The sequence below is a fragment of the Rothia sp. CCM 9417 genome (genome assembly GCF_048513575.1).
In the GTDB taxonomy this organism is placed as follows: Bacteria; Actinomycetota; Actinomycetes; order Actinomycetales; family Micrococcaceae; genus Rothia.
In genome coordinates this window covers 117822-137212 of record NZ_JBLXXT010000003.1, presented here as the reverse complement: position 1 = coordinate 137212, position 19391 = coordinate 117822, and the positions used below count along the sequence as shown (strand labels likewise).

At 57.5% G+C, this 19391-nt stretch carries 16 protein-coding genes and 1 tRNA gene; all 17 read left to right on the top strand.

The genetic code is table 11. From position 1 onward, the window contains the following. The first annotated feature begins 160 nt into the window (after window positions 1-160). Window positions 161-1261, top strand: a complete 1101-nt coding sequence (locus tag ACN082_RS05915) for a BMP family lipoprotein (protein WP_419099928.1) — start codon at window positions 161-163, stop codon at window positions 1259-1261. A gap of 194 nt (window positions 1262-1455) precedes the next feature. Next, entirely contained in the window at window positions 1456-3033 is a 1578-nt protein-coding gene (locus ACN082_RS05910) for an ABC transporter ATP-binding protein (protein ID WP_419099927.1), read from the top strand. Between the two features lie 2 nt (window positions 3034-3035). Beyond that, the gene (locus tag ACN082_RS05905; RefSeq protein ID WP_419099926.1) at window positions 3036-4334 is read left to right on the top strand and encodes an ABC transporter permease; all 1299 of its coding nucleotides are present in this window, start codon (window positions 3036-3038) and stop codon (window positions 4332-4334) included. 2 nt (window positions 4335-4336) lie between these two features. After that, window positions 4337-5629 (top strand): ABC transporter permease, encoded by a 1293-nt coding sequence (locus ACN082_RS05900; RefSeq protein ID WP_419099925.1) that lies wholly within the window; start codon window positions 4337-4339, stop codon window positions 5627-5629. Window positions 5630-5688: 59 nt separating this feature from the next. Next, entirely contained in the window at window positions 5689-6090 is a 402-nt protein-coding gene (locus tag ACN082_RS05895; protein WP_419099924.1) for a cytidine deaminase, read from the top strand. 127 nt (window positions 6091-6217) lie between these two features. Beyond that, window positions 6218-7516 carry a thymidine phosphorylase gene (locus ACN082_RS05890; RefSeq protein ID WP_419099923.1) on the top strand — a complete coding sequence of 433 codons (1299 nt, stop codon included), beginning with the start codon at window positions 6218-6220 and terminating at the stop codon, window positions 7514-7516. Window positions 7517-7564: 48 nt separating this feature from the next. Further along, on the top strand, window positions 7565-9541 hold the full coding sequence (locus tag ACN082_RS05885) for a hypothetical protein (protein WP_419099922.1): 1977 nt from the start codon (window positions 7565-7567) through the stop codon (window positions 9539-9541). 111 nt (window positions 9542-9652) lie between these two features. After that, window positions 9653-10864, top strand: a complete 1212-nt coding sequence (locus ACN082_RS05880) for an adenosine deaminase (RefSeq protein WP_419099921.1) — start codon at window positions 9653-9655, stop codon at window positions 10862-10864. Continuing rightward, window positions 10848-11627 carry a MazG nucleotide pyrophosphohydrolase domain-containing protein gene (locus tag ACN082_RS05875; RefSeq protein ID WP_419099920.1) on the top strand — a complete coding sequence of 260 codons (780 nt, stop codon included), beginning with the start codon at window positions 10848-10850 and terminating at the stop codon, window positions 11625-11627. The genes ACN082_RS05880 and ACN082_RS05875 overlap by 17 nt, the downstream gene beginning before the upstream one ends. Window positions 11628-11904: 277 nt before the next feature. Next, window positions 11905-13185 (top strand): phosphopyruvate hydratase, encoded by a 1281-nt coding sequence (eno, locus tag ACN082_RS05870; RefSeq protein ID WP_419099919.1) that lies wholly within the window; start codon window positions 11905-11907, stop codon window positions 13183-13185. A gap of 227 nt (window positions 13186-13412) precedes the next feature. Beyond that, window positions 13413-14033, top strand: a complete 621-nt coding sequence (locus tag ACN082_RS05865; RefSeq protein WP_419099918.1) for an FtsB family cell division protein — start codon at window positions 13413-13415, stop codon at window positions 14031-14033. A 77-nt stretch (window positions 14034-14110) separates the two neighbouring features. Beyond that, the gene (locus ACN082_RS05860) at window positions 14111-14677 is read left to right on the top strand and encodes a DUF501 domain-containing protein (RefSeq protein WP_419099917.1); all 567 of its coding nucleotides are present in this window, start codon (window positions 14111-14113) and stop codon (window positions 14675-14677) included. Window positions 14678-14730: 53 nt separating this feature from the next. Continuing rightward, on the top strand, window positions 14731-15687 hold the full coding sequence (locus ACN082_RS05855) for an exopolyphosphatase (protein ID WP_419099916.1): 957 nt from the start codon (window positions 14731-14733) through the stop codon (window positions 15685-15687). 8 nt (window positions 15688-15695) lie between these two features. Then, a complete protein-coding gene (locus ACN082_RS05850; protein WP_419099915.1) occupies window positions 15696-17072 on the top strand; it encodes a S8 family peptidase in 1377 nt (458 codons plus the stop codon). Between the two features lie 174 nt (window positions 17073-17246). Continuing rightward, window positions 17247-18632, top strand: coding sequence for an NAD(P)/FAD-dependent oxidoreductase (locus ACN082_RS05845; protein ID WP_419099914.1), 1386 nt, complete (start codon window positions 17247-17249; stop codon window positions 18630-18632). A 73-nt stretch (window positions 18633-18705) separates the two neighbouring features. Continuing rightward, window positions 18706-18782 (top strand) — tRNA-Leu (locus ACN082_RS05840). 94 nt (window positions 18783-18876) lie between these two features. Next, entirely contained in the window at window positions 18877-19155 is a 279-nt protein-coding gene (locus ACN082_RS05835; protein WP_419099913.1) for a hypothetical protein, read from the top strand. Window positions 19156-19391: the final 236 nt, after the last annotated feature.

Genomic DNA, 19391 nt, shown 5'->3' with positions numbered 1-19391 from the left:
GCTGGGGTCACTCCTTTTTGGGTGAATCAGAGATGAACCGGAAGATAAATCACACTATGATGTGTTGTGTTACGCAAAATTTCTTCTGGGATTACACATCACACGCGGGTAGTAGTGCACTGATGCACCTACCTCCCAGAGTGGCACGAAAAGGACCTTCATGGCTCTCTCACGCAAGCACTTCGCATCAACCGGTTCTATCCTGGGCATCTCCGCCCTGCTTCTGGCAGGCTGCGGCTCAGCCCCCGAAGAGTCCTCCAAGGCCTCCGGCGACAACAAAGACTACCTGGGCTGCATCGTCTCTGACTCCGGTGGCTTCAACGACAAGTCCTTCAACCAGAACTCCTACAAGGGTCTGACCGACGCCGTCTCCCAATACGGCATTCAGGAAAAGAAGGCTCAGTCTAGCGCTGAGACTGACTACGCTCCCAACCTCAACGAAATGGTCCAGGCCGGCTGTAAGCTGACCGTCACCGTGGGTTACGGTCTGGCAGACGCGACCAAGGAAGCAGCAGAAGCCAACAGCGACCTGCACTTCACCATCGTGGACGATAACTCCATCGAGCTCGATAACGTGCGCCCCATCGTCTTTGACACCGCCCAGGCCGCTTTCCAGGCTGGCTACCTGGCCGCTTCCCAGACCAAGACCGGTAAGGTCGCAACCTACGGTGGTGCCCAGTTCCCCACCGTAACCATCTTCATGGACGGCTTTGCCCAGGGCGTCAAATACTACAACGAGCAGAAGGGCACCAAGGTTGAGGTCCTCGGTTGGAACACCGAGAACCAGTCCGGCACCTTCACCGGTGACTTCGAAGATGCCACCAAGGGCAAGACCAATACCCAGAACTTCCTGGACCAGGGCGCCGATATCATTCTGCCCGTTGCTGGCCCCGTAGGTGCAGGCACCCTTGAAGCTGTTAAGGAATACAACGCGGCTCACGCCGATGCCCCCGCCTCCGTTGTCTGGGTTGACGCTGATGGCTACGAAACCAACCCCGACTTCCAGGACATCATCCTGACCTCCATCATGAAGAAGATGGACGAAGCTATCACCGAGACCATCAAGGCTGACATGGACGGCAAGTTCACCTCCGAGGCCTACATCGGTACCCTGGAGAACGACGGCGTTGGCCTGGCTCCCTTCCACAACTTCGACAGCAAGGTCTCCGATGAGACCAAGGCGGAGCTGGACAAGATTAAGGAAGATATCATCTCCGGCACCATCAAGGTTGAGACTGAAGGCTCACCCACTGCTGCATAATAAGCACCCGTTAGCCACTTGCTAACCCCCGCAACGGCTCACACCCTCTACCCGCTAGAGGGGTGAGCCGTTTGTGCGGTGAAGGGGCAGTGTCCAGTAAGTAAGCCTCAACCCGCTAAACTAAAGCACGAAGCAAACCTTTCTGCCGCCCCGCGCGGTGATGTGCCCAGGTTCTCTCACAGAAAGCCACCCCCATGAAACTCGAACTGCGCAAGGTGACCAAGAGATTTGGTGATTTTACCGCGAACGATAGCATCGACCTGACGGTCACCCCGGGGACAGTTCACTGTCTGCTGGGTGAAAACGGTGCTGGTAAATCCACTCTGATGAACGTCATCTACGGCCTTTATCAGCCCACCGAGGGGCAAATCTATATTGATGATCAGCCGGTCGAGTTTTCCGGCCCCTCCGATGCTATGGCCGCCGGTATCGGTATGGTTCACCAGCACTTTATGCTGGTTCCGGTCTTTACCGTGGCAGAAAATGTGGCTCTGGGTTCAGAGAGCCTTAAGGGGGTAACCCTGGATCTGGAAACTACCCGCCGTAAAATCCGCCAAATCTCTGACCGCTACGGCTTTGCCGTGGACCCCGACGCGGTAGTAGAAGACCTGCCCGTGGGTGTTCAGCAGCGCGTTGAAATTATTAAGGCCCTGGTGCGGGAGGCCGAAATCCTGATTCTCGATGAGCCTACCGCTGTGCTCACCCCCGCAGAAACCGACCAGCTCCTGGGCATCATGGACGAACTGCGCAAAGACGGCAAATCCCTGCTCTTTATCTCCCACAAGCTGCGTGAAGTCCGTGAGATCTCCGATGATATTACCGTCATTCGCCGCGGTAAGGTGGTGGGTCAGGCCAGCCCCGCTATGTCCACTACCGAGCTGGCCTCCATGATGGTCGGTAAGGCCGTTCAGCTCACCGTCGATAAGGGCGCCCCCCAGCTCACCCAAAAGACTTTCGAGCTTGAAAACCTTACCCTGATTGCCAGTAACGGTGTTCCTCTACTCAAGGACGTTAGCTTCAGCGTCCGCGGCGGCGAGATCCTGGCCGTAGCCGGCGTTCAGGGCAACGGGCAGACCGAGCTGGCAGAAAGTATTATCGGTTTGCACCCCAAGGCAACCGGATCCATGAAGCTCAACGGTAAAGAACTGCTGGGGCTTTCCACCAAGCAGGTCCTACAGTCGGGTGTTGGCTTTGTTCCCGAAGACCGCAGCAAGGACGGCCTGATCGGCTCCTTCTCTATCTCCGAGAACCTGATTCTTGACCTCTTTGACAGCAAAGATTTCTCGTCCATGGGAACCCTCAACCGGTCCAAGATTTCTGAGAACGCGGACCGCGCCGGAGCCGAATTTGATATCCGCATGGGCTCCAAAGAACATACCGCGTCCACTCTTTCTGGTGGTAACCAGCAGAAAATTGTGGTGGCCCGCGAACTCAGCCGCCCCCTCGAACTCTTTGTGGCCTCCCAACCCACTCGTGGCGTGGATGTTGGTTCCATCGAATTCATTCACAAGCGCATTGTTGAGGAACGAGATAAGGGCCTACCGGTCATTATCGTCTCGACTGAACTTGATGAGGTCTACGGTCTTGCTGACCGTATCGCCGTGTTCTTCCACGGGGAGCTCATGGGCATTGTCCCGCCTGAGACACCCCGCTCGGTACTGGGCCAGATGATGGCCGGGGCAACCTACGAGGAGGCCCAGAGAGCCGCCGATGAACATGAAGAAGTTTCAGCCGTAACCACCCCCCAAACCCCCTGGGCAGAAGGAGAATAAGCGTGAGTGACAACAAGCCCGCAGCCGAGCAGGTAGACCCCGCTCAGACTGCCAAGAGTGCGGCTACTAGCCCCGCGCCGGCAACTGAAAGTCAGACCGTCATCCAGCCCAAGCCTTCCACCTTTGCCCGCATTGCCGGCGGTAACATCGGCCTGTCAATCGGTGCCGCCCTGGCCGCCTTTATCGTGGGTGGCCTGCTCATTGCCGCGACGGACCCCGCCACCCAGGCCGCCTCAAAGTACTTCTTTGCCCGCCCCATTGACACCCTCAGTGCAGGCTGGAGCGCAGCTTATGACGCCTACATGGCACTGCTGCAGGGGGCGATTTTCAACCCCAACGGGCGCACCTTTAACCAGCAGCTTCGCCCCATCACCGAAACCCTGACTGTAGCCACCCCGCTGATCTTTGCGGGCCTAGCTGTCGCCCTCTCCTTCCGGGCCGGTCTCTTTAACATCGGTGCCCAGGGCCAGCTTATCCTTGGTGCCCTGGTTTCAGGCTGGGTTGCACTGAACGCTGGCCTGCCCCTAGCTGCTATGGTTCCCCTGATTATTGTTGGCGGTATCGTCGGTGGTGCCCTCTGGGGCGGTATCATCGGTGTCCTCAAAGCTAAGACTGGTGCCCACGAGGTCATCCTGTCCATCATGATGAACTACATTGCCGCCAACCTGCTGGTCTACCTGCTCAAGACCCCGCTCTTTCAGCGTGCGGGTAGCTCCAACCCCATCTCCGAGAAACTGCCCGATACGGCGGTCTTCCCCCAGCTTCTTGGGCCAGCCTTCCGCCTGCACCTGGGCTTTATCGTAGCTATCCTGGCTGTAGCTTTTGTTTGGTGGCTCCTGAACCGCTCCACCGTTGGTTTCCGGCTGCGTGCCGTTGGCGCTAACCCGCACGCTGCTCGCACCGCAGGCATCAAGGTGGCCTCAGGCTACATCATCGTCATGGCGCTCTCCGGTGCCCTCGCTGGTCTGGCCGGTGCCGCCCAGGTGGCAGGTAGCGAAAAGGTACTTACCACAGGTATTGCAGGTTCACTGGGTTTTGACGCTATCACCGTGGCTCTGCTGGGTCGATCCAAGCCCGTTGGTACTTTCTTCGCGGCACTGCTTTTCGGTGCCTTCCGTGCAGGCGGGGTTTCTATGCAGGTATCTACTGGTACCTCTATCGACATCGTGCTGGTTCTGCAGGCGCTGATCGTTCTGTTCATCGCAGCACCCCCGCTGGTTCGCTCCATCTTCCACCTGCCCGACCCCACCGGCAAAACCACCAAGAAAAAGTCAGCTCAAAAGAAGGCTGTGGAGGCATAACCATGAGTGTAGAAGCAACCAAGGCAACCAGCCTTTCTTCCGACACTGAAACTCTGGTCGTCAAAGACTGGAAAAACCCTGTTATCTATGCCGTCCTGGCCCTAGTTGCAACCCTTCTGATAGGTCTTCGCGCCCCCCAGTCAACTATTAGCCTGGGTATCTCAGACGGCGTGAGCTGGTTTAGCGCTGAGCCGCTGCGGATCAACCCCCAGACCTACGGGTGGGTTGCATCGGCCCTGATGCTGGCACTGGCCCTTTACTCTCTGGTGACCGCCAAGGCGGGTAAGACACTGGGTAAGTGGGTAGCCCCTCTCTTCTGGCTACTCTTTGCAACCGGCCTGCTGGTCTGGGCAGTTGGCTCAACAGCTAGCCCCTCGCTGTCACTGGTCTCCCTGCTCAACGGTGCTGTTCTGCTCTCTGTTCCCATGATCTTCGGTTCAATGGGCGGCCTGCTCTGTGAGCGTTCTGGTGTTGTCAATATCGCTATCGAAGGCCAGCTTTTGCTGGGTGCCTTTAGTGCAGTACTCGTCGGATCTCTGACCAAGAGCCCCTGGGCTGGTCTGGTAGCTGCCATGGTGGGTGGCATGCTGGTCTCTGCCCTGCTGGCAGTCTTCGCCATCAAATACCTGGTGGACCAGGTCATCGTGGGTGTTGTGGTCAACGTCCTGGTATCAGGTCTGACCGGCTTCTTCTTCACCCGAGTTCTGGAGCCCAACGCATCAGTGCTGAACTCAGCACCCAAACTCCCTGCTTTCGCTATCCCCGGCCTGTCGGAGATCCCCGTGCTCGGTCCGGTGCTTTTCAACCAGAACGTCCTGGTCTACATCATGTATATCGTCGTTGCTACTATCTGGTTCGCACTGAACAAGACCCGCTGGGGCTTGCGCACCCGCGCCGTAGGCGAGCACCCCAAGGCCGCTGATACCTTGGGTGTGAATGTCAACCGCCTGCGCGCTACCAACGTCCTGCTAGCTGGTGCCGTTGCCGGTATGGGCGGAGCTTTCTTCACCCTGGTATCCGTTTCATCCTTCAACTCCGACATGACCGCCGGCCAGGGCTACATTGCCCTTGCTGCCCTTATTTTCGGACGTTGGACCCCGATCGGTGCCCTGAGCGCCGCCCTGCTCTTTGGCTTCTCACTGAACCTGCAGTTCGTTCTCTCAATCCTGGGCACCAGCGTACCCACCGAACTGTTGGCCATGCTGCCCTACCTGGTGACCATCTTCGCGGTGGCAGGCCTGGTGGGCCGTTCACGAGGCCCCGCAGCCGTAGGCATTCCCTACGTCAAGGAATAAATCTCTGGTGGCTACCGCTTGGTGCGGTAGCCACCCCTGTCTTAAGCAAAGGAACAAAGATGCCCGAGATTAACTGGGAAGAGCTGACCCAGGCCGCTACCGATGCCCTGGCCTGTTCTTACTCTCCCTACTCCAACTACCCGGTAGGTGCCGCAGCCCTCACCGAGGACGGCCGCGTTATTACCGGGGCCAACATCGAGAACGCCTCATACGGTATTACTCTCTGTGCCGAATGTTCCTTGATTTCTGAACTTTTCCGCACCGGGGGAGGGCAGCTGGTAGCTTTTGCCTGCGTCGATCAGGACGGAAAAGCGCTCATGCCCTGCGGCAGGTGCCGCCAACTCCTCTTTGAGCACAGCGCACCCGGTATGCTCCTACAGTCTGTGAGCGGGCTGATGACGATTGAACAGATGCTGCCCGATGCCTTTGGCCCCGAACGGTTAGAGACAGCAAGAGGCTAATCTTTCACTGCGGTTGCCTGCCCGGGAGCGGGCGCTCGCCGGTTTGAACTGGCATACTTGAACATAGAGTTAGTAGCAAGCAAGAAGAGCGCGGGGAGCAAGGTAGCACTCGCGTAGAAAGGACAGCGTGAGCACCGAAGCTTTTGACGCCGTAGATGTCATCCGCACCAAGCGAGACGGAGGTGTCCTCTCACCCGAGCAAATTGACTGGGTCATTGATGCCTATACTCGCGGTGTGGTTGCCGATGAGCAGATGAGTGCTCTTGCCATGGCTATTTTTCTCAACGGTATGAGCCGCCCCGAGATTGTGCGCTGGACCGATGCCATGATTCGTTCTGGTGAGCGCATGGACTTTTCCTCAATCATTGGTCCCGACAAGAAGCTGGCTACTGCCGATAAGCACTCTACCGGTGGGGTGGGGGACAAGATCACCCTGCCGCTGGCCCCTCTGGTGGCTGTCTACGGGGTCGCTGTTCCCCAGCTGTCAGGCCGGGGTCTGGGCCATACCGGTGGCACCCTGGACAAGCTTGAAGCTATCCCTGGCTGGCAGGCCAATATCAGCAAGGAACGTACCCTGGAGATTTTGGGGAGTGTTGGGGCGGTTATCTCCGCTGCCGGTTCAGGCCTGGCACCTGCCGATAAGAAGCTCTACGCCCTGCGTGATACCACCAGCACTGTTGAGGCGATTCCGCTGATTGCGTCCTCGATTATGAGTAAGAAAATTGCTGAGGGCACCGGTTCACTGGTGCTCGATGTCAAGGTGGGCTCCGGTGCTTTCATGAAAGACCTGGCTCAGGCTCGCGAGCTGGCTGAGGTTATGGTCGATTTGGGCCAGGACGCAGGCGTAACAACCAGTGCCCTGCTGACCAATATGGACACTCCGCTGGGTCTGGCCGTTGGTAACGCCTGTGAGGTCGCTGAGTCCGTTGAGGTGCTCGCGGGCGGGGGGCCTGCAGATCTTGTGGAGCTGACCGTTGAGCTAGCCCGGGTCATGCTGAAAAACTCCGGTGTCGAGGCAGACCCCGCTGAAGCGCTGGCAGATGGCCGTGCTATGGATAAGTGGCGTCAGATGATTGCTGCTCAGGGCGGAGACCACGATGCACCTCTGCCCACAGCCCGTGAAACTCATACCGTGCTAGCTGATAGCTCAGGGACTCTAACCCGCTTGGATGCTCTCGCCGTTGGTGTAGCCTCCTGGCGTTTGGGTGCAGGCCGTGCACGTAAAGAAGACGACGTTCAGCTTGCCGCAGGTATTATGCTTCACGCCAAGCCCGGTGATACTGTTACAGCAGGTCAGCCCCTGATGACTCTCATGACAGATACCCCCGAACGATTTGCCCGAGCCCTCGAGTCACTTGAGGGTGCGTGGACTATTGGCGGCGAGTACACGCCGTCCACCATCATTTTGGACCGAATCAACGCATAGGGTTACCTCCCTCCAGTAACTGTCCAACCGCGAGAAAAGAGAAGAACCGTGGGACTTTTTAGCCGAAAGAAAAACCAGCCAGCTCCTAGCCCAGCATCACCCCGTGATGTCCTTGCAAGTGATGCAGAAACCAGTAAAGAATCAGCGGGTTCCGCCTCCTTGCCACCTGCTGAGACCGCTGTTGCGGCGGGAATCTCTGCGGAGGCAAACGCAGGTAAAGGCTTCAAAGCCACGGTCGAGAAGATGCGCTCCAAGGCCGATGGACAGGTAACACTGAGCCTGACTCAGGCGGGTAATGAGATGAGCTACACGCTCTACCAGCGGGGCCAGGAAATTGAATCTGGCGTCATTGAGCCCGGTAGCGAGTGGTTCAGCCCGGTAGCTGACCTCTACGTCGAAGAGGAAAAAAGCGAACGCGGTGCATGGACTAGGGCACTGATTGTGGTCAACCCCGCTGTGGGTAACGAAACTGCGGTCCAGGTTTCTTTCATGAATACTGAGGCCAGCCGGACCCACAACCTTAACTATTCTCTGAATTTGGGCCATATCGAGGCACCTGCTGTGGTAGCTGCGGCTGCTCAGACCGAAGAAGCACCTGAAACTACGGAGAATCCGGAGCCTGTTGAAGAGCGACTGCACCGGGTTTCTGCTCGTCTAGCATCTGATGAAGAAGAAACCGCTCAGAGCGGTGCGGGGCTCGATGCTGATCTGGCTGAGGCCGATGCTGATGAGGTAGGGACCGTCGATTCTGTTACTCGTTCCGATGAGGTATCAACCGCCAGCGCCCTTGGTGAACCCATTGATAGCCTCAGCCTGTCTGAGACCGTCGAAGAATCTTCTGAGCTGGCTACTGAGCAAGCTGACTCTGTTTCTGAGACCAGCTACGTAGCCCAGCGGTTTGCTCACACAGACGAGGGTGAAAACACGGCTGGAACCCAAGAACCTGGGGAAGAGAGCCTTTCTGTAGCTGGGACTCTTGACCCCGAGTTGGGCTTCAGTGACGAGGTTGCAGATAACTCAGCGCACATCGCTCCCCAAGCGATTGAAGAGGCCCCCCGTGTAGAAGAGCCCACTGTTGAGTCCAGCCATGAGCCTGTCGAAGCTGAGAACAAGGCTGAAGAAGGAGGCGCTGTTCATTCCGAGTCTGCAAGCCAGTACCCGGCAACCGGCGGACACTTTGAGGGCACCGTTAATGTCGATGATTCTCAAGCGGCTTCGCAGCCGGCTGAGAAGGCAGAAGCTCCCTCATATCTTCTGGGCCAGGCCACATCACCTGAACCTGTTTCTGATGTTCCGGCGCTACTGGTTGCTGAGGATGACAGTGAAAGCATCGTAGCTGACCCTTACGCCAGTGAGGATTTGCCCAGCCATATCGACGACAGCGAATTCGGTACTGACGAAGAGCCCGCACCCTCAACAAGGGCATCTGCTTCTGTTATCCCCGCCGCCCCGAGCAAGGTTGCCGCTGCCACCCTGGATGCCCCTATGACCGGCGCCAGCGTGGACGTAGCTCCCTCTTACTCTGAGCAGAGCCAGGCCAAGCCCTCTGAGACGCAGAAGGCAGATGGCAACCTGATTCTGACTGAGGCTGAGGTCGTGTCCCGACTTGCCCCGGCTTATGATGCCCTGTTCGGCCTCAAGGGTACCGCGCTGGATGTTTCAACAGTTCTGATCCGTGTACGCACCCTGGGCTCCTACTACGATGCCCTGACTCACGTGCGTCGGAACGGTTTCTGGGAGCAGGTCCGCACCTTTGACCTGATTCCCGAAGATGTTCTGGGCATTTTGCAGCTCAAGGCTGATTCTTACAAGGAAGGCTACGGTTCACCGCTGGCTATCAATCTGCGCTTTACCCCCGGTATTCCTGTGGTTGCCTCCTTTGACTACGCCGATGAAGAGGCTTTCGTGCGCTACCCCGAGCATCTGCCCGCACAGCAGTATGTAGAGGAATTGCGTATGTTCCCCCGCACCGGAGCTAATATCCCAGCGCATATGAGTGAAGCTCTGGCCTCCTGGAATTTCTAGCTAGTCACCGCTAGGGTTTTTCACTAATGACCGGCCCCCAGCTACCGCCCCGGCACACCTTCGCGTGTGGCGGGGCGGTTTCCACAAGAAAACCATGAGAGAAGAAAACGAGTGAACGATACCCCCACTACCTGGTTACAGTCATTGCCCAAGGTCTGTCTGCACGATCACCTTGACGGTGGTCTGCTCCCGGAAACCATGATTGAGCTGGCGCAGGAGATAGGGCACGAGCTGCCTGCTGAGGAGCCTCAGGCTCTAGCGGCATGGTTTAAACAGGCCGCTGATTCTCGTTCTTTAGAACGGTATCTTGAAACTTTTGAGCACACGGTAGCGCTGATGCAGACTACTGAAAACTTGCGCCGGGTGGCTATGGAGCATGTCTTGACCTTGGCTGCTGACGGTGTGATCTATGGCGAGGTCCGTTGGGCCCCCGAACTGCACCTGACCCAGGGGCTGAGTATGGCCCAGGCTGTTGAAGCGGTAGCTGACGGGCTCATGGACGGTATGGAACAGGTAGGGCAGGCTGGCGGGCGTATTCTGGTCAACCAGATTTTGTGCGCCATGCGCCACCAGAATAATTCCCTGGAGGTTGTGAAAACAGCTCTGGCCTACCGCCCCCTGGGTGTGGTGGGTTTTGACCTAGCTGGCCCGGAGGACGGCTTCTCTGCTGCTGACCACGCGGAGGCCCTTGATCTTGCGGCCCGTCATTTTCTGCCGGTCACCCTTCATGCGGGAGAGGCCTACGGGCTTGACTCGATTCGTCACGCCCTGGTGGCTGGTCGTGCTCTGCGCCTGGGCCACGGTGTACGTATCACAGAGGACATTACCGCTCGTACCCTGGCTGAGATTGACCCGACCGGTGAGCTGCTGCCCGATGCTGACCGGGAGCAGACCGTCCTACAGTTGGGTGAGGTTGCCGAATGGGTTAAGAATCGCCGGACTACCCTGGAAACCTGCCCCTGTTCTAACCTGCAAACCGATGCGGCGGAACACCTTGACCGGGTGGGGCTCGGCCTCGACTTTGAACCTGCCCGTTCCTACGAGGAGCACCCGGTGGCACTGCTCCTGCAGGCTGGCTTTGCGGTAACAATCAACCCCGATAACCGGCTGATGAGCTCCACCAGCATGACCCGTGAGTTTGCTGAGCTGGCCCGATATCACGGCTTTGGTCTGACCGAATTCTTTGAGGTCACTCTCAACGCCATTAACGGTGCTTTCTGTTCCCAGGATGAGAAGCAGGCACTCTTGCGGAGCGTCCAGATGGTCTACAGCCAGCTAGCTCTCCAGGAACAAGAAGGGGAGAGCAGTGTCTCAGGAGCCTAAACCCTCGGAGCCTCAACCCTCAACTCCCAAACCCCATGAAGCTACTAACAGGCAGGGGACTGGGCAACAGATACCGGGCTCTGATAGGACTCCCACAGCGGCTGATTTCTCCCAGCTCCTGGAGATCATGCAGACCCTGCGTCAGCCCGGCGGGTGCGCCTGGACCGGTGCACAAACCCACCAGAGCATCATGCACTATCTCATTGAAGAAACCTACGAGGTTCTTGAAGCTCTTGAAGACCCTCGGGGTCTTAACCTTCCCCTGCTCCGGGAGGAACTGGGCGATGTGCTTCTCAACCTTATTTTTCATGCCCAGATGGCCTCAGAGGTGCCCGCAGAGCTGGGTGGGTTTGGCATGGAAGATGTGGTAGCTGATTTGGCCGCAAAACTGATTCGCCGTAACCCTCACGTCTTTTCTCCCCGTGAGGGTGATGGGCCCGGCCCGAGCGCTCAGGAAATATGTGAAGCCTGGGACCGGCTCAAGAAGCTTGAGAAGCCTGAACGTAGGGGGCTTCTGGACGGGATTCCACCGCACCTGCCTGCCCTTGCTCTGGCAGATAAGACCTTGGATAAGGCCTCAAAAGCCGGTCTGTGGCCGTGTCAGGGGGAGAATCCTGCCGGTCTGCCTGCCGGTATCGAGACTGAAGAGGCCCTGGGTGCTTACCTGTTTGAGCTGGTGGCTGCTGCCCGTGCCGCTGGTTTGGACGCTGAACGGTCCCTGAGGAGCCACACCCGCTCCTATATTCAGCACCACTCTGAATAGTCTCTCCCTCAATGCTCTCTGAGCGGGTCAGTGTAGGGCACCTCTCCTGTAGGGGGACTCGGCAGCTCGGAGGCTCCGGTGTTGTGAGCCGTTGGCTCTGCTCCCACAAATCACAGACGTATTGAAGAAAAAGGTGGGAAATATTGAATTTCTGTGTGCTTATGTGGGTTTTTTGGTAGACTGGAAGCATAAACGCGTCTGGGCCGAAAGGCCTATTGAGCAATCAGCTTGACGCTATACAGCCATTCCACCTTTTTATCCTTCAAGGAGCATTTTCATGGCTTTGATTACCGCAGTACATGCCCGTCAGATTCTCGACTCACGCGGCAACCCCACAGTTGAAGTAGAGGTACTTCTGGAAGACGGCGCTTTTGGCCGCGCAGCAGTTCCCTCAGGCGCATCCACCGGTGAATGGGAGGCAGTTGAGCGTCGCGATGGCGACAAGGCTGTTTACCTGGGCAAGGGCGTTCTTGGCGCTGTATCTGCTGTGATTGATGAAATCGCTGAAGAGGTTATTGGTATTGATGCCACTGACCAGCGTGCTGTTGATGCAGCCATGATTGCCCTTGACGGCACCGATAACAAGGGCAAGCTGGGTGCAAACGCTATCCTTGGTGTCTCCATGGCTGTTGCTAAGGCCGCCGCTGAGTCCGCTGACTTGCCCCTCTTCAAGTACCTGGGCGGCCCCAACGCTCACCTTCTGCCCGTTCCTATGATGAACATCCTCAACGGTGGCTCACATGCTGACTCCAACGTTGATATCCAGGAATTCATGATTGCCCCCATCGGCTTCGACACCTACTCTGCTGCCCTGCAGGCTGGCGTTGAGGTTTACCACTCGCTCAAGGCTGTTCTGCACGATCGTGGCCTATCCACAGGTCTGGGCGACGAGGGTGGCTTTGCTCCCAATCTGGAGTCCAACGCGGCAGCTCTCGACCTGATCATTGAGGCTATCGAGAAGGCTGGCTACAAGCCCGGCGAGCAGATTGCATTGGCTCTGGATGTCGCTTCTTCCGAGTTCTACAATGACGGCGCATACGACTTTGAAGGCCAGAAGAAGACCGCTGCTGAAATGAGCGCCTACTACGCTGACCTGGTTGCCAAGTACCCCCTCGTTTCTATCGAGGATCCCCTGGATGAAAATGACTGGGAGGGCTACAAGACCCTCACCGCCGAAATCGGCGACAAGGTCCAGATTGTTGGCGATGACCTCTTTGTGACCAACCCCGAGCGTCTGGCCCAGGGCATCAACGGCGGTGCTGCTAACGCCCTGCTGGTCAAGGTAAACCAGATTGGTTCACTGACCGAGACCCTTGACGCTATGGCACTGGCTCAGCGCAGCGAGTACCGTTGCATGGTTTCACATCGTTCAGGTGAGACCGAGGACGTCACCATTGCTGACCTGGCTGTTGCAACCAACGCCGGCCAGATCAAGACCGGCGCTCCCGCGCGTTCAGAGCGCGTTGCTAAGTACAACCAGCTCCTGCGTATCGAGGAAGAGCTCGGCGACCAGGCTGTTTACGCCGGTAAGAGCGCTTTCCCCCGCTTTGCCAAGTAAGTCTGTTTTATAGACTGACTGCGGTGCCCCGGTAGCTACCTACCGGGGCACTTCTTTATACTCGGTCACTGTTCAGCCTATGAGGGCATAGCTCTTACCTTTTGCCTTGGTGGGGTGGGTGGGGGAGCGGGTAGACTGGTAATCTTGACGGAAGAGAGCATGCGGGCTTCTGAGTGAAGCCCTAGCAAAAGAGCGGCGGACCAACCCGCAGAATCAGGAAATACAGCATGGCACGGCAACAGGGGAACAAAAAGCCTAACCGCATTGCGGCTTTCTTTGGCTTTGGCCTGGGAAAACCGGCCGCCTCATCTGTTCGGGCTCAGCGAGCTAAACAGCCCGTGCCCTCTGCCGGCTCTGAGCTCCCCGATAAGCCTGTCGCGGCGCACTCTTTCTCGGGTCACTTCATCACCTTCGCCCTGGTCCTGGTCATTATCGCGCTTTCGGTCTACAGCCCGCTTACATCCTTTATCAAACAGAACCAGGAGATTAAGGCCGCCAAGGACAATATCACTAGCTTGGAGGCTGAGAAGAAAGATTTGCAGAATCAGGTTAACCTCTGGCAGGACGACAACTACGTCAAGCAGCAGGCTCGTAGCCGTCTCTTCTACGTGGAGCCGGGGGAGACCCCCTACTTGGTAGTCGGGCTGGATCCCACCAGCGAACTTGCCGATGACACCAGTGCCGCCGCCAAGACAGCACCCGAGGACTCCTGGACCACTAAATTGTGGGGTTCCTTCCAGCTCGCGGCTGAAGACCCCAATGCTCCTCAGTCTGAGAAGGCAAAGGGCCCTACCTCCACGGGATCTGCTACTCCAACAGAAACCCCTAGGAGTCCGACCGCTCCCTAGAATTTATCCGGGTACCCGGTGACGGGCCACCCACTAGACTAAACCGACAATGCCCACCGGCCACATCAAAGGACACCATGACCACACACAACCCCCAAGGCTTTGGCGTGACAGCCGAGACTCTTGCCCCCACCGACCTTGATATCCGGGTGCTTTCGGCACAGCTAGGCCGAAGCGTGCGTGATGTTGTGGAAATCCCTGCCCGCTGTGTGTGCGGGAATCCTCTGGTTGCGGCAACCGCACCCCGGCTGGCTAACGGCTCACCCTTCCCCACCGTTTTTTATTTGGCTCACCCCGTGATTACCGCCGCGGTCTCCCGTCTTGAGGCCGAGGGGGTCATGTATGAAATGACCGATGAGGTTACCGATAAGGTCGATAAAGCTGAGGCATACAGGGCGGCCCACGAGAACTACCTGGCTGAACGCGACCGTATCCGCTCCCTTGCCGGCCTCGATCAGGTACCTGAAATTGAGGGTGTTTCTGCCGGGGGTATGCCGACTCGCGTAAAGTGCCTGCACGCTGTTCTTGGGCATACCCTGGCGGTTGGGCGCGGCATCAACCCTTACGGGGACCAGACCCTAGATTTGATTGCTCAGTGGTGGACCCCTGACACCTGTCACTGCGACCCCACCTGGCGCGACTAAACCTCAGCCACCAGTAAGCCACCCCCACCCCGAGACTATCTGAGGGAGAACCCATGCGCCTTGGAGCTATCGACTGCGGAACCAACTCAATCCGCCTCTTGATCGCTGAAGCCCAGCCCACCGACAACGGTATCCAGCTCAAAGACTTAGAGCGGCAGATGAAAATTGTGCGCTTGGGCAAGGGCGTGGATGCGACCGGCTGGCTGGCTAAGGAATCCCTGGAACGTACCTTCGCGGCAACCCGCGACTATGCGGCGCTCCTGAAAGAGTACGGGGTCAAGCAGGTGCGTTTTGCCGCGACCAGCGCCACCCGAGATGCCGGTAACCGCGATATTTTTACCCGCGGTATCCAGGACATTCTGGGGATTGAGCCCGAGGTAATAACCGGGACCGAAGAAGCTGAGCTGTCCTTTGCGGGTGCCCTGTCATCGGTAGGCAACACCGGTGAAACAACCCTGGTGGTTGACCTGGGCGGTGGCTCCACCGAGTTCGTTTTGGGTAATCAGAAGGGTGTTCTTGCGGCTCGTTCCGTTGATATCGGTTGCGTGCGGCTGACCGAGCGGCACATTAGCTCTGACCCGCCCAATGTCTCGCAGGTGGCTCGGGTTATTGCCGATACCGATAAAGCTCTTGCTACCGCCTTGGGTACTGTTGACCTTTCCGCTACCCAGCGCATTGTCGGTGTGGCCGGTACCGTGACAACGGTTGCAGCTCACGCCTTAGGCCTGGAGAGCTATGACCCTGCCCGTATCGACCGGGCTGATATCTGCATCAAGGACATCAGCAAGGCGGCTGCTGACATGGTGGCTATGACTAGCGCCCAGCGCTCTAAGCTGGGGTACATGCACGATGGGCGGGTCGATGTGATTCCCGCTGGCTCAGTGATTTGGGCGCGCATTGTAGAGCGAGTTTCGGCCATGACAGGGGGCGCCGTCATCAGTGCCCTGGCCTCTGAAAAGGATATTCTGGATGGCCTTGCCCTGTCAGTAGCATCTCGCGCGGGGCTCTAGAGGAACCAATGGCCCACCAGCGTTTGCGAAAAGGCCTAGCCCTGCTCTGCGCTACTTTTGTAGCCTGTAGCGGTGCCCTGGGCCTAGCCCCCACCGCGCAGGCAGTAACTGCCAGCCCGAGCCTTTCAGCGGACCCTCAGGCTAGCCCCTCAGCATCGACATCTCCCCGGGGCGATTCTATTCGTAGCCGCGAGTACTGGCTGACCCAGTACGGTATCACCGGCTTGTGGAAGCAAACCACAGGCAAAGGAATCACTGTTGCCGTCATTGATACGGGTGTGGATGGAACCCACCAGGACCTCGTGAATAACGTCATTGATGGCTACGATGCCTCGGGCGTGAGCAGTTCTTCTAAGGGGTGGAAAGGCCTGGGCCTTGAGCCTGAGCACGGTACCCTGGTCGCTTCGATGATTGCTGGCCACGGCCACAGCGACGGCTCAACATCGGCTAACCCCGGTCAGCCGGGCAAACCTGCTGGCGTGATAGGGGTCGCACCCGATGCCACCATTCTGCCGATTTCTCTTGAACTGGGAACCAGCGTTGCCGGTAGCCCTTCCATCAACGAGCAGATACCTGATGCCGTCCGCTACGCGGTGGACAAGGGGGCCGACATTATCAACCTCTCCGTAGGGTCCAACGACACCTCGTGGCCGGAATCTTGGGATTCTGCCTTTGCTTACGCCGAAGAAAAAGGGGTTCTGGTGATTGCTTCTGCGGGGAATCGGGGTGCTGGGATCACCCAGGTTGGGGCACCAGCGACCATGCCCGGTGTGCTCACCGTAGGTGGTGTTGATACCAACCGTCAGGATTCCTGGTCTTCTTCCTCCCAGGGTATCTCCATTGCCGTGTCCGCACCGAGTGAGTCAATGGTTGGTGCTATCCCGGGTAACAAGTACGCTACCTGGTCTGGAACCAGCGCCTCGGCACCGCTGGTGACCGGGTTGGCCGCCCTCATCATGGAGAAATACCCGGACCTCACCGCCCATCAGGTCATTGAACGGATTATCTCGTCGGCAGATGATGAGGGGGCACCCGGGAGAGATGTGCTCTACGGTTACGGCATTATCAACCCCGCCAAAGCCTTGGCAGCCGATACCCCGGATGATACCCAGACCAACCCCTTAGGCTCCATGAAGGACTGGATCAGGGTTCACCGAAAGAACGCGGCCAGTTCTACCGCTGATCCCAGCCCCAGCCAAACACCTCTGCACAAGGTGGGCGAGAGCATTAGCCCGCTTGCGGCCCCCGTTCCTTCCCGGCCAGTGGAAGACTCAGGGGTTCTACCCTTTATCGTGCTAGCTGCTTTCGCTTTCTGGCTAGGAATTATTACCCTGGGCAGTATTCATCAACTTACCGGGATCCTACGGCGTAACCGGCGACGCTAGGGGAGCGGAAGCAGAGAACCTAGCCCCGGTCTTATTCCCTGCAAGGCCCTTCAGACCGCTCTGCCCATCACATGCTGGGTAAAAAACTATATTTATGCAGTTAAAAGTGGCAAGATAAGCATGGAGACTTTTTGCCGGAGTACCGGCAACACATCAACAGGAAGTTAAACACGAATGGCATTCAACAAGATTGCACAGGATCGCCCCCGCGTTCTCATTGTCGGCGGCGGCTACGTCGGTTTCACCGTTGCAAAGAAGATTCAGAAGGTTATCAAAGAATCCGGTGGTGTTGTCACCATCGTTGATCCCAACCCTTACATGACCTACCAGCCCTTCCTCCCCGAGGTTGCCGCTGGTTCCATGGAAGGCCGTAATGCGACCGTTCCGCTTCGTCAGCACTTGCGCGATTCAGAAATTATCGGTGGCCGCGTGCTGTCGATTAACCATGCCTCCAAGACCGCAACCATCGAACCCATCAACGCCGGTGAGCCTTTTGAGCTGACCTACGATGAAATCGTCCTGGGTGCCGGTGCTGTAACCCGTGCTTTCCCCATCCCCGGCCTGGCCGAGGTTGCTATTGGTATGAAGACCGTTGAAGAAGCTGTCTCTGTACGTAACTGGGTTCTGGAACGCATCGAAATCGCTTCGCTGACCACCGATGAGGACGAGCGCCGTCGTGCACTTACCTTCGTCATCGTCGGCGGTGGCTTTGCCGGTGTGGAAACCATCTCTGAGCTCGAAGACATGGCCCGCGAGGCAGTTAACCGTAACGAGCGCCTGCGGGTTTCTGACCTGCGTTTTGTGATGGTCGAAGCGGCACCCCGCATCATGCCCGAGGTCCCCGCAGACCGCGCCGAGAAAGTTGTTGCTGAACTGCGTGCCCGCGGCATCGAGGTTCTGCTGAACACCTCATTGTCCGATGCAACCGACGGCCACCTCAAGCTCATCAATATGGGCGATAAGTCACCCGCTGGTGAGCTCGACACCGACACCTTGATTTGGACTGCCGGTGTTGCTGCTTCCCCCATGCTCAAGGAAACTGACTTCCCCGTTGACGAGCGCGGCCGCGTTCGTGTTCAGGCTGACCTGCGTGTTGCTGGCGAGGACGGCGTGATTGAAGATGCTTGGGCCGCTGGCGATAATGCCGCTGTCCCCGATCTCTCCGGTGGCGGGGTTGGTGGCTTCTGCGTGCCTAACGCTCAGCACGCTTCACGTCAGGCTCTCAAGCTGGCAGAGAACCTGCTGGCTAAGCGCCGTGGCGAAGCCCTGACCGACTACTACCACGAGACTATTGGCGTTGTTGCCGGTCTAGGCCTGTGGAAGGGTGTTGCTAATATCAAGGGTAAGACCATCGGCGGTCCTCTGGCCTGGATTATGCACCGTGGCTACCACGGCCTGGCTATCCCCACTACTGAGCGTACCGCTCGTGTCATGACTACCTGGGCGCTCAACCAGGTCTTTGGCCGTGACACCTCATCAATCCGCCACCAGCGCTCACCCCGCCGGGCTTTCCAGCAGGCGACCGGTACCGCCCCCGAGAAGTCTAAGGCCAAGCTCTAAAGACTTTTCTGGTATAAATGTAGAGGCGAAGAATGTGCCAGCCCGGCTTAAGCGCCGAGCTGGCACCGCCCTAGCCCCCATAGCCCAATTGGCAGAGGCAGAGGACTTAAAATCCTTGTGTTCTGGGTTCGAGTCCCAGTGGGGGCACCACCTGCTAGGACGCTCCGTTTGGTTTGAAGCCCAACGGGGCGTTTTTCTTGTCTCCTGCAGCTATTGAGACTGAGACTGAGACTGAGAGTGAACAGTGAAAAATAAAGAAAAGATGCTTTCGCGTCTGGGGTTCATAGTTTTGGCCCCCACTGTTGTTTGGTACATATATCTTTTGTTCACGGGAACCGAAACCCCTCTTCAGACCTTTGTCACGGTAGTTTCTCTTACTTCTCTTTTTGCCCTATCCTTCTTCCTGTTTGCCTTTGGGGAGAATGTAAAGATGGCTATTGTAAGCGCAGTATTGGCGGTCTTTGCTGTACCGTTTGCTTTTCTAGTGGCCTCTGTTCTTGGTGCTCAGTCGGGAATATATTGAATATATAGGAAGTAGCCGTGTATGTTGGATGCCCCGGATTTAGCTCCGGGGCATCTTCATTTGCCGCAGGAGTAAAGGATTCTCCTTGGGGTTCAAGGGAGGGGTCTTGTTGGGCGGGGCTGGTTATCCTTGGCGGTTGAATTTTTTGCGTGAGGGTAGTTTTTTGGGGCTGGCATCCTATCAATATGGACTACTGATGAATTGCCTACCGGTGAAACCGCAACTCTTGAGGTAGC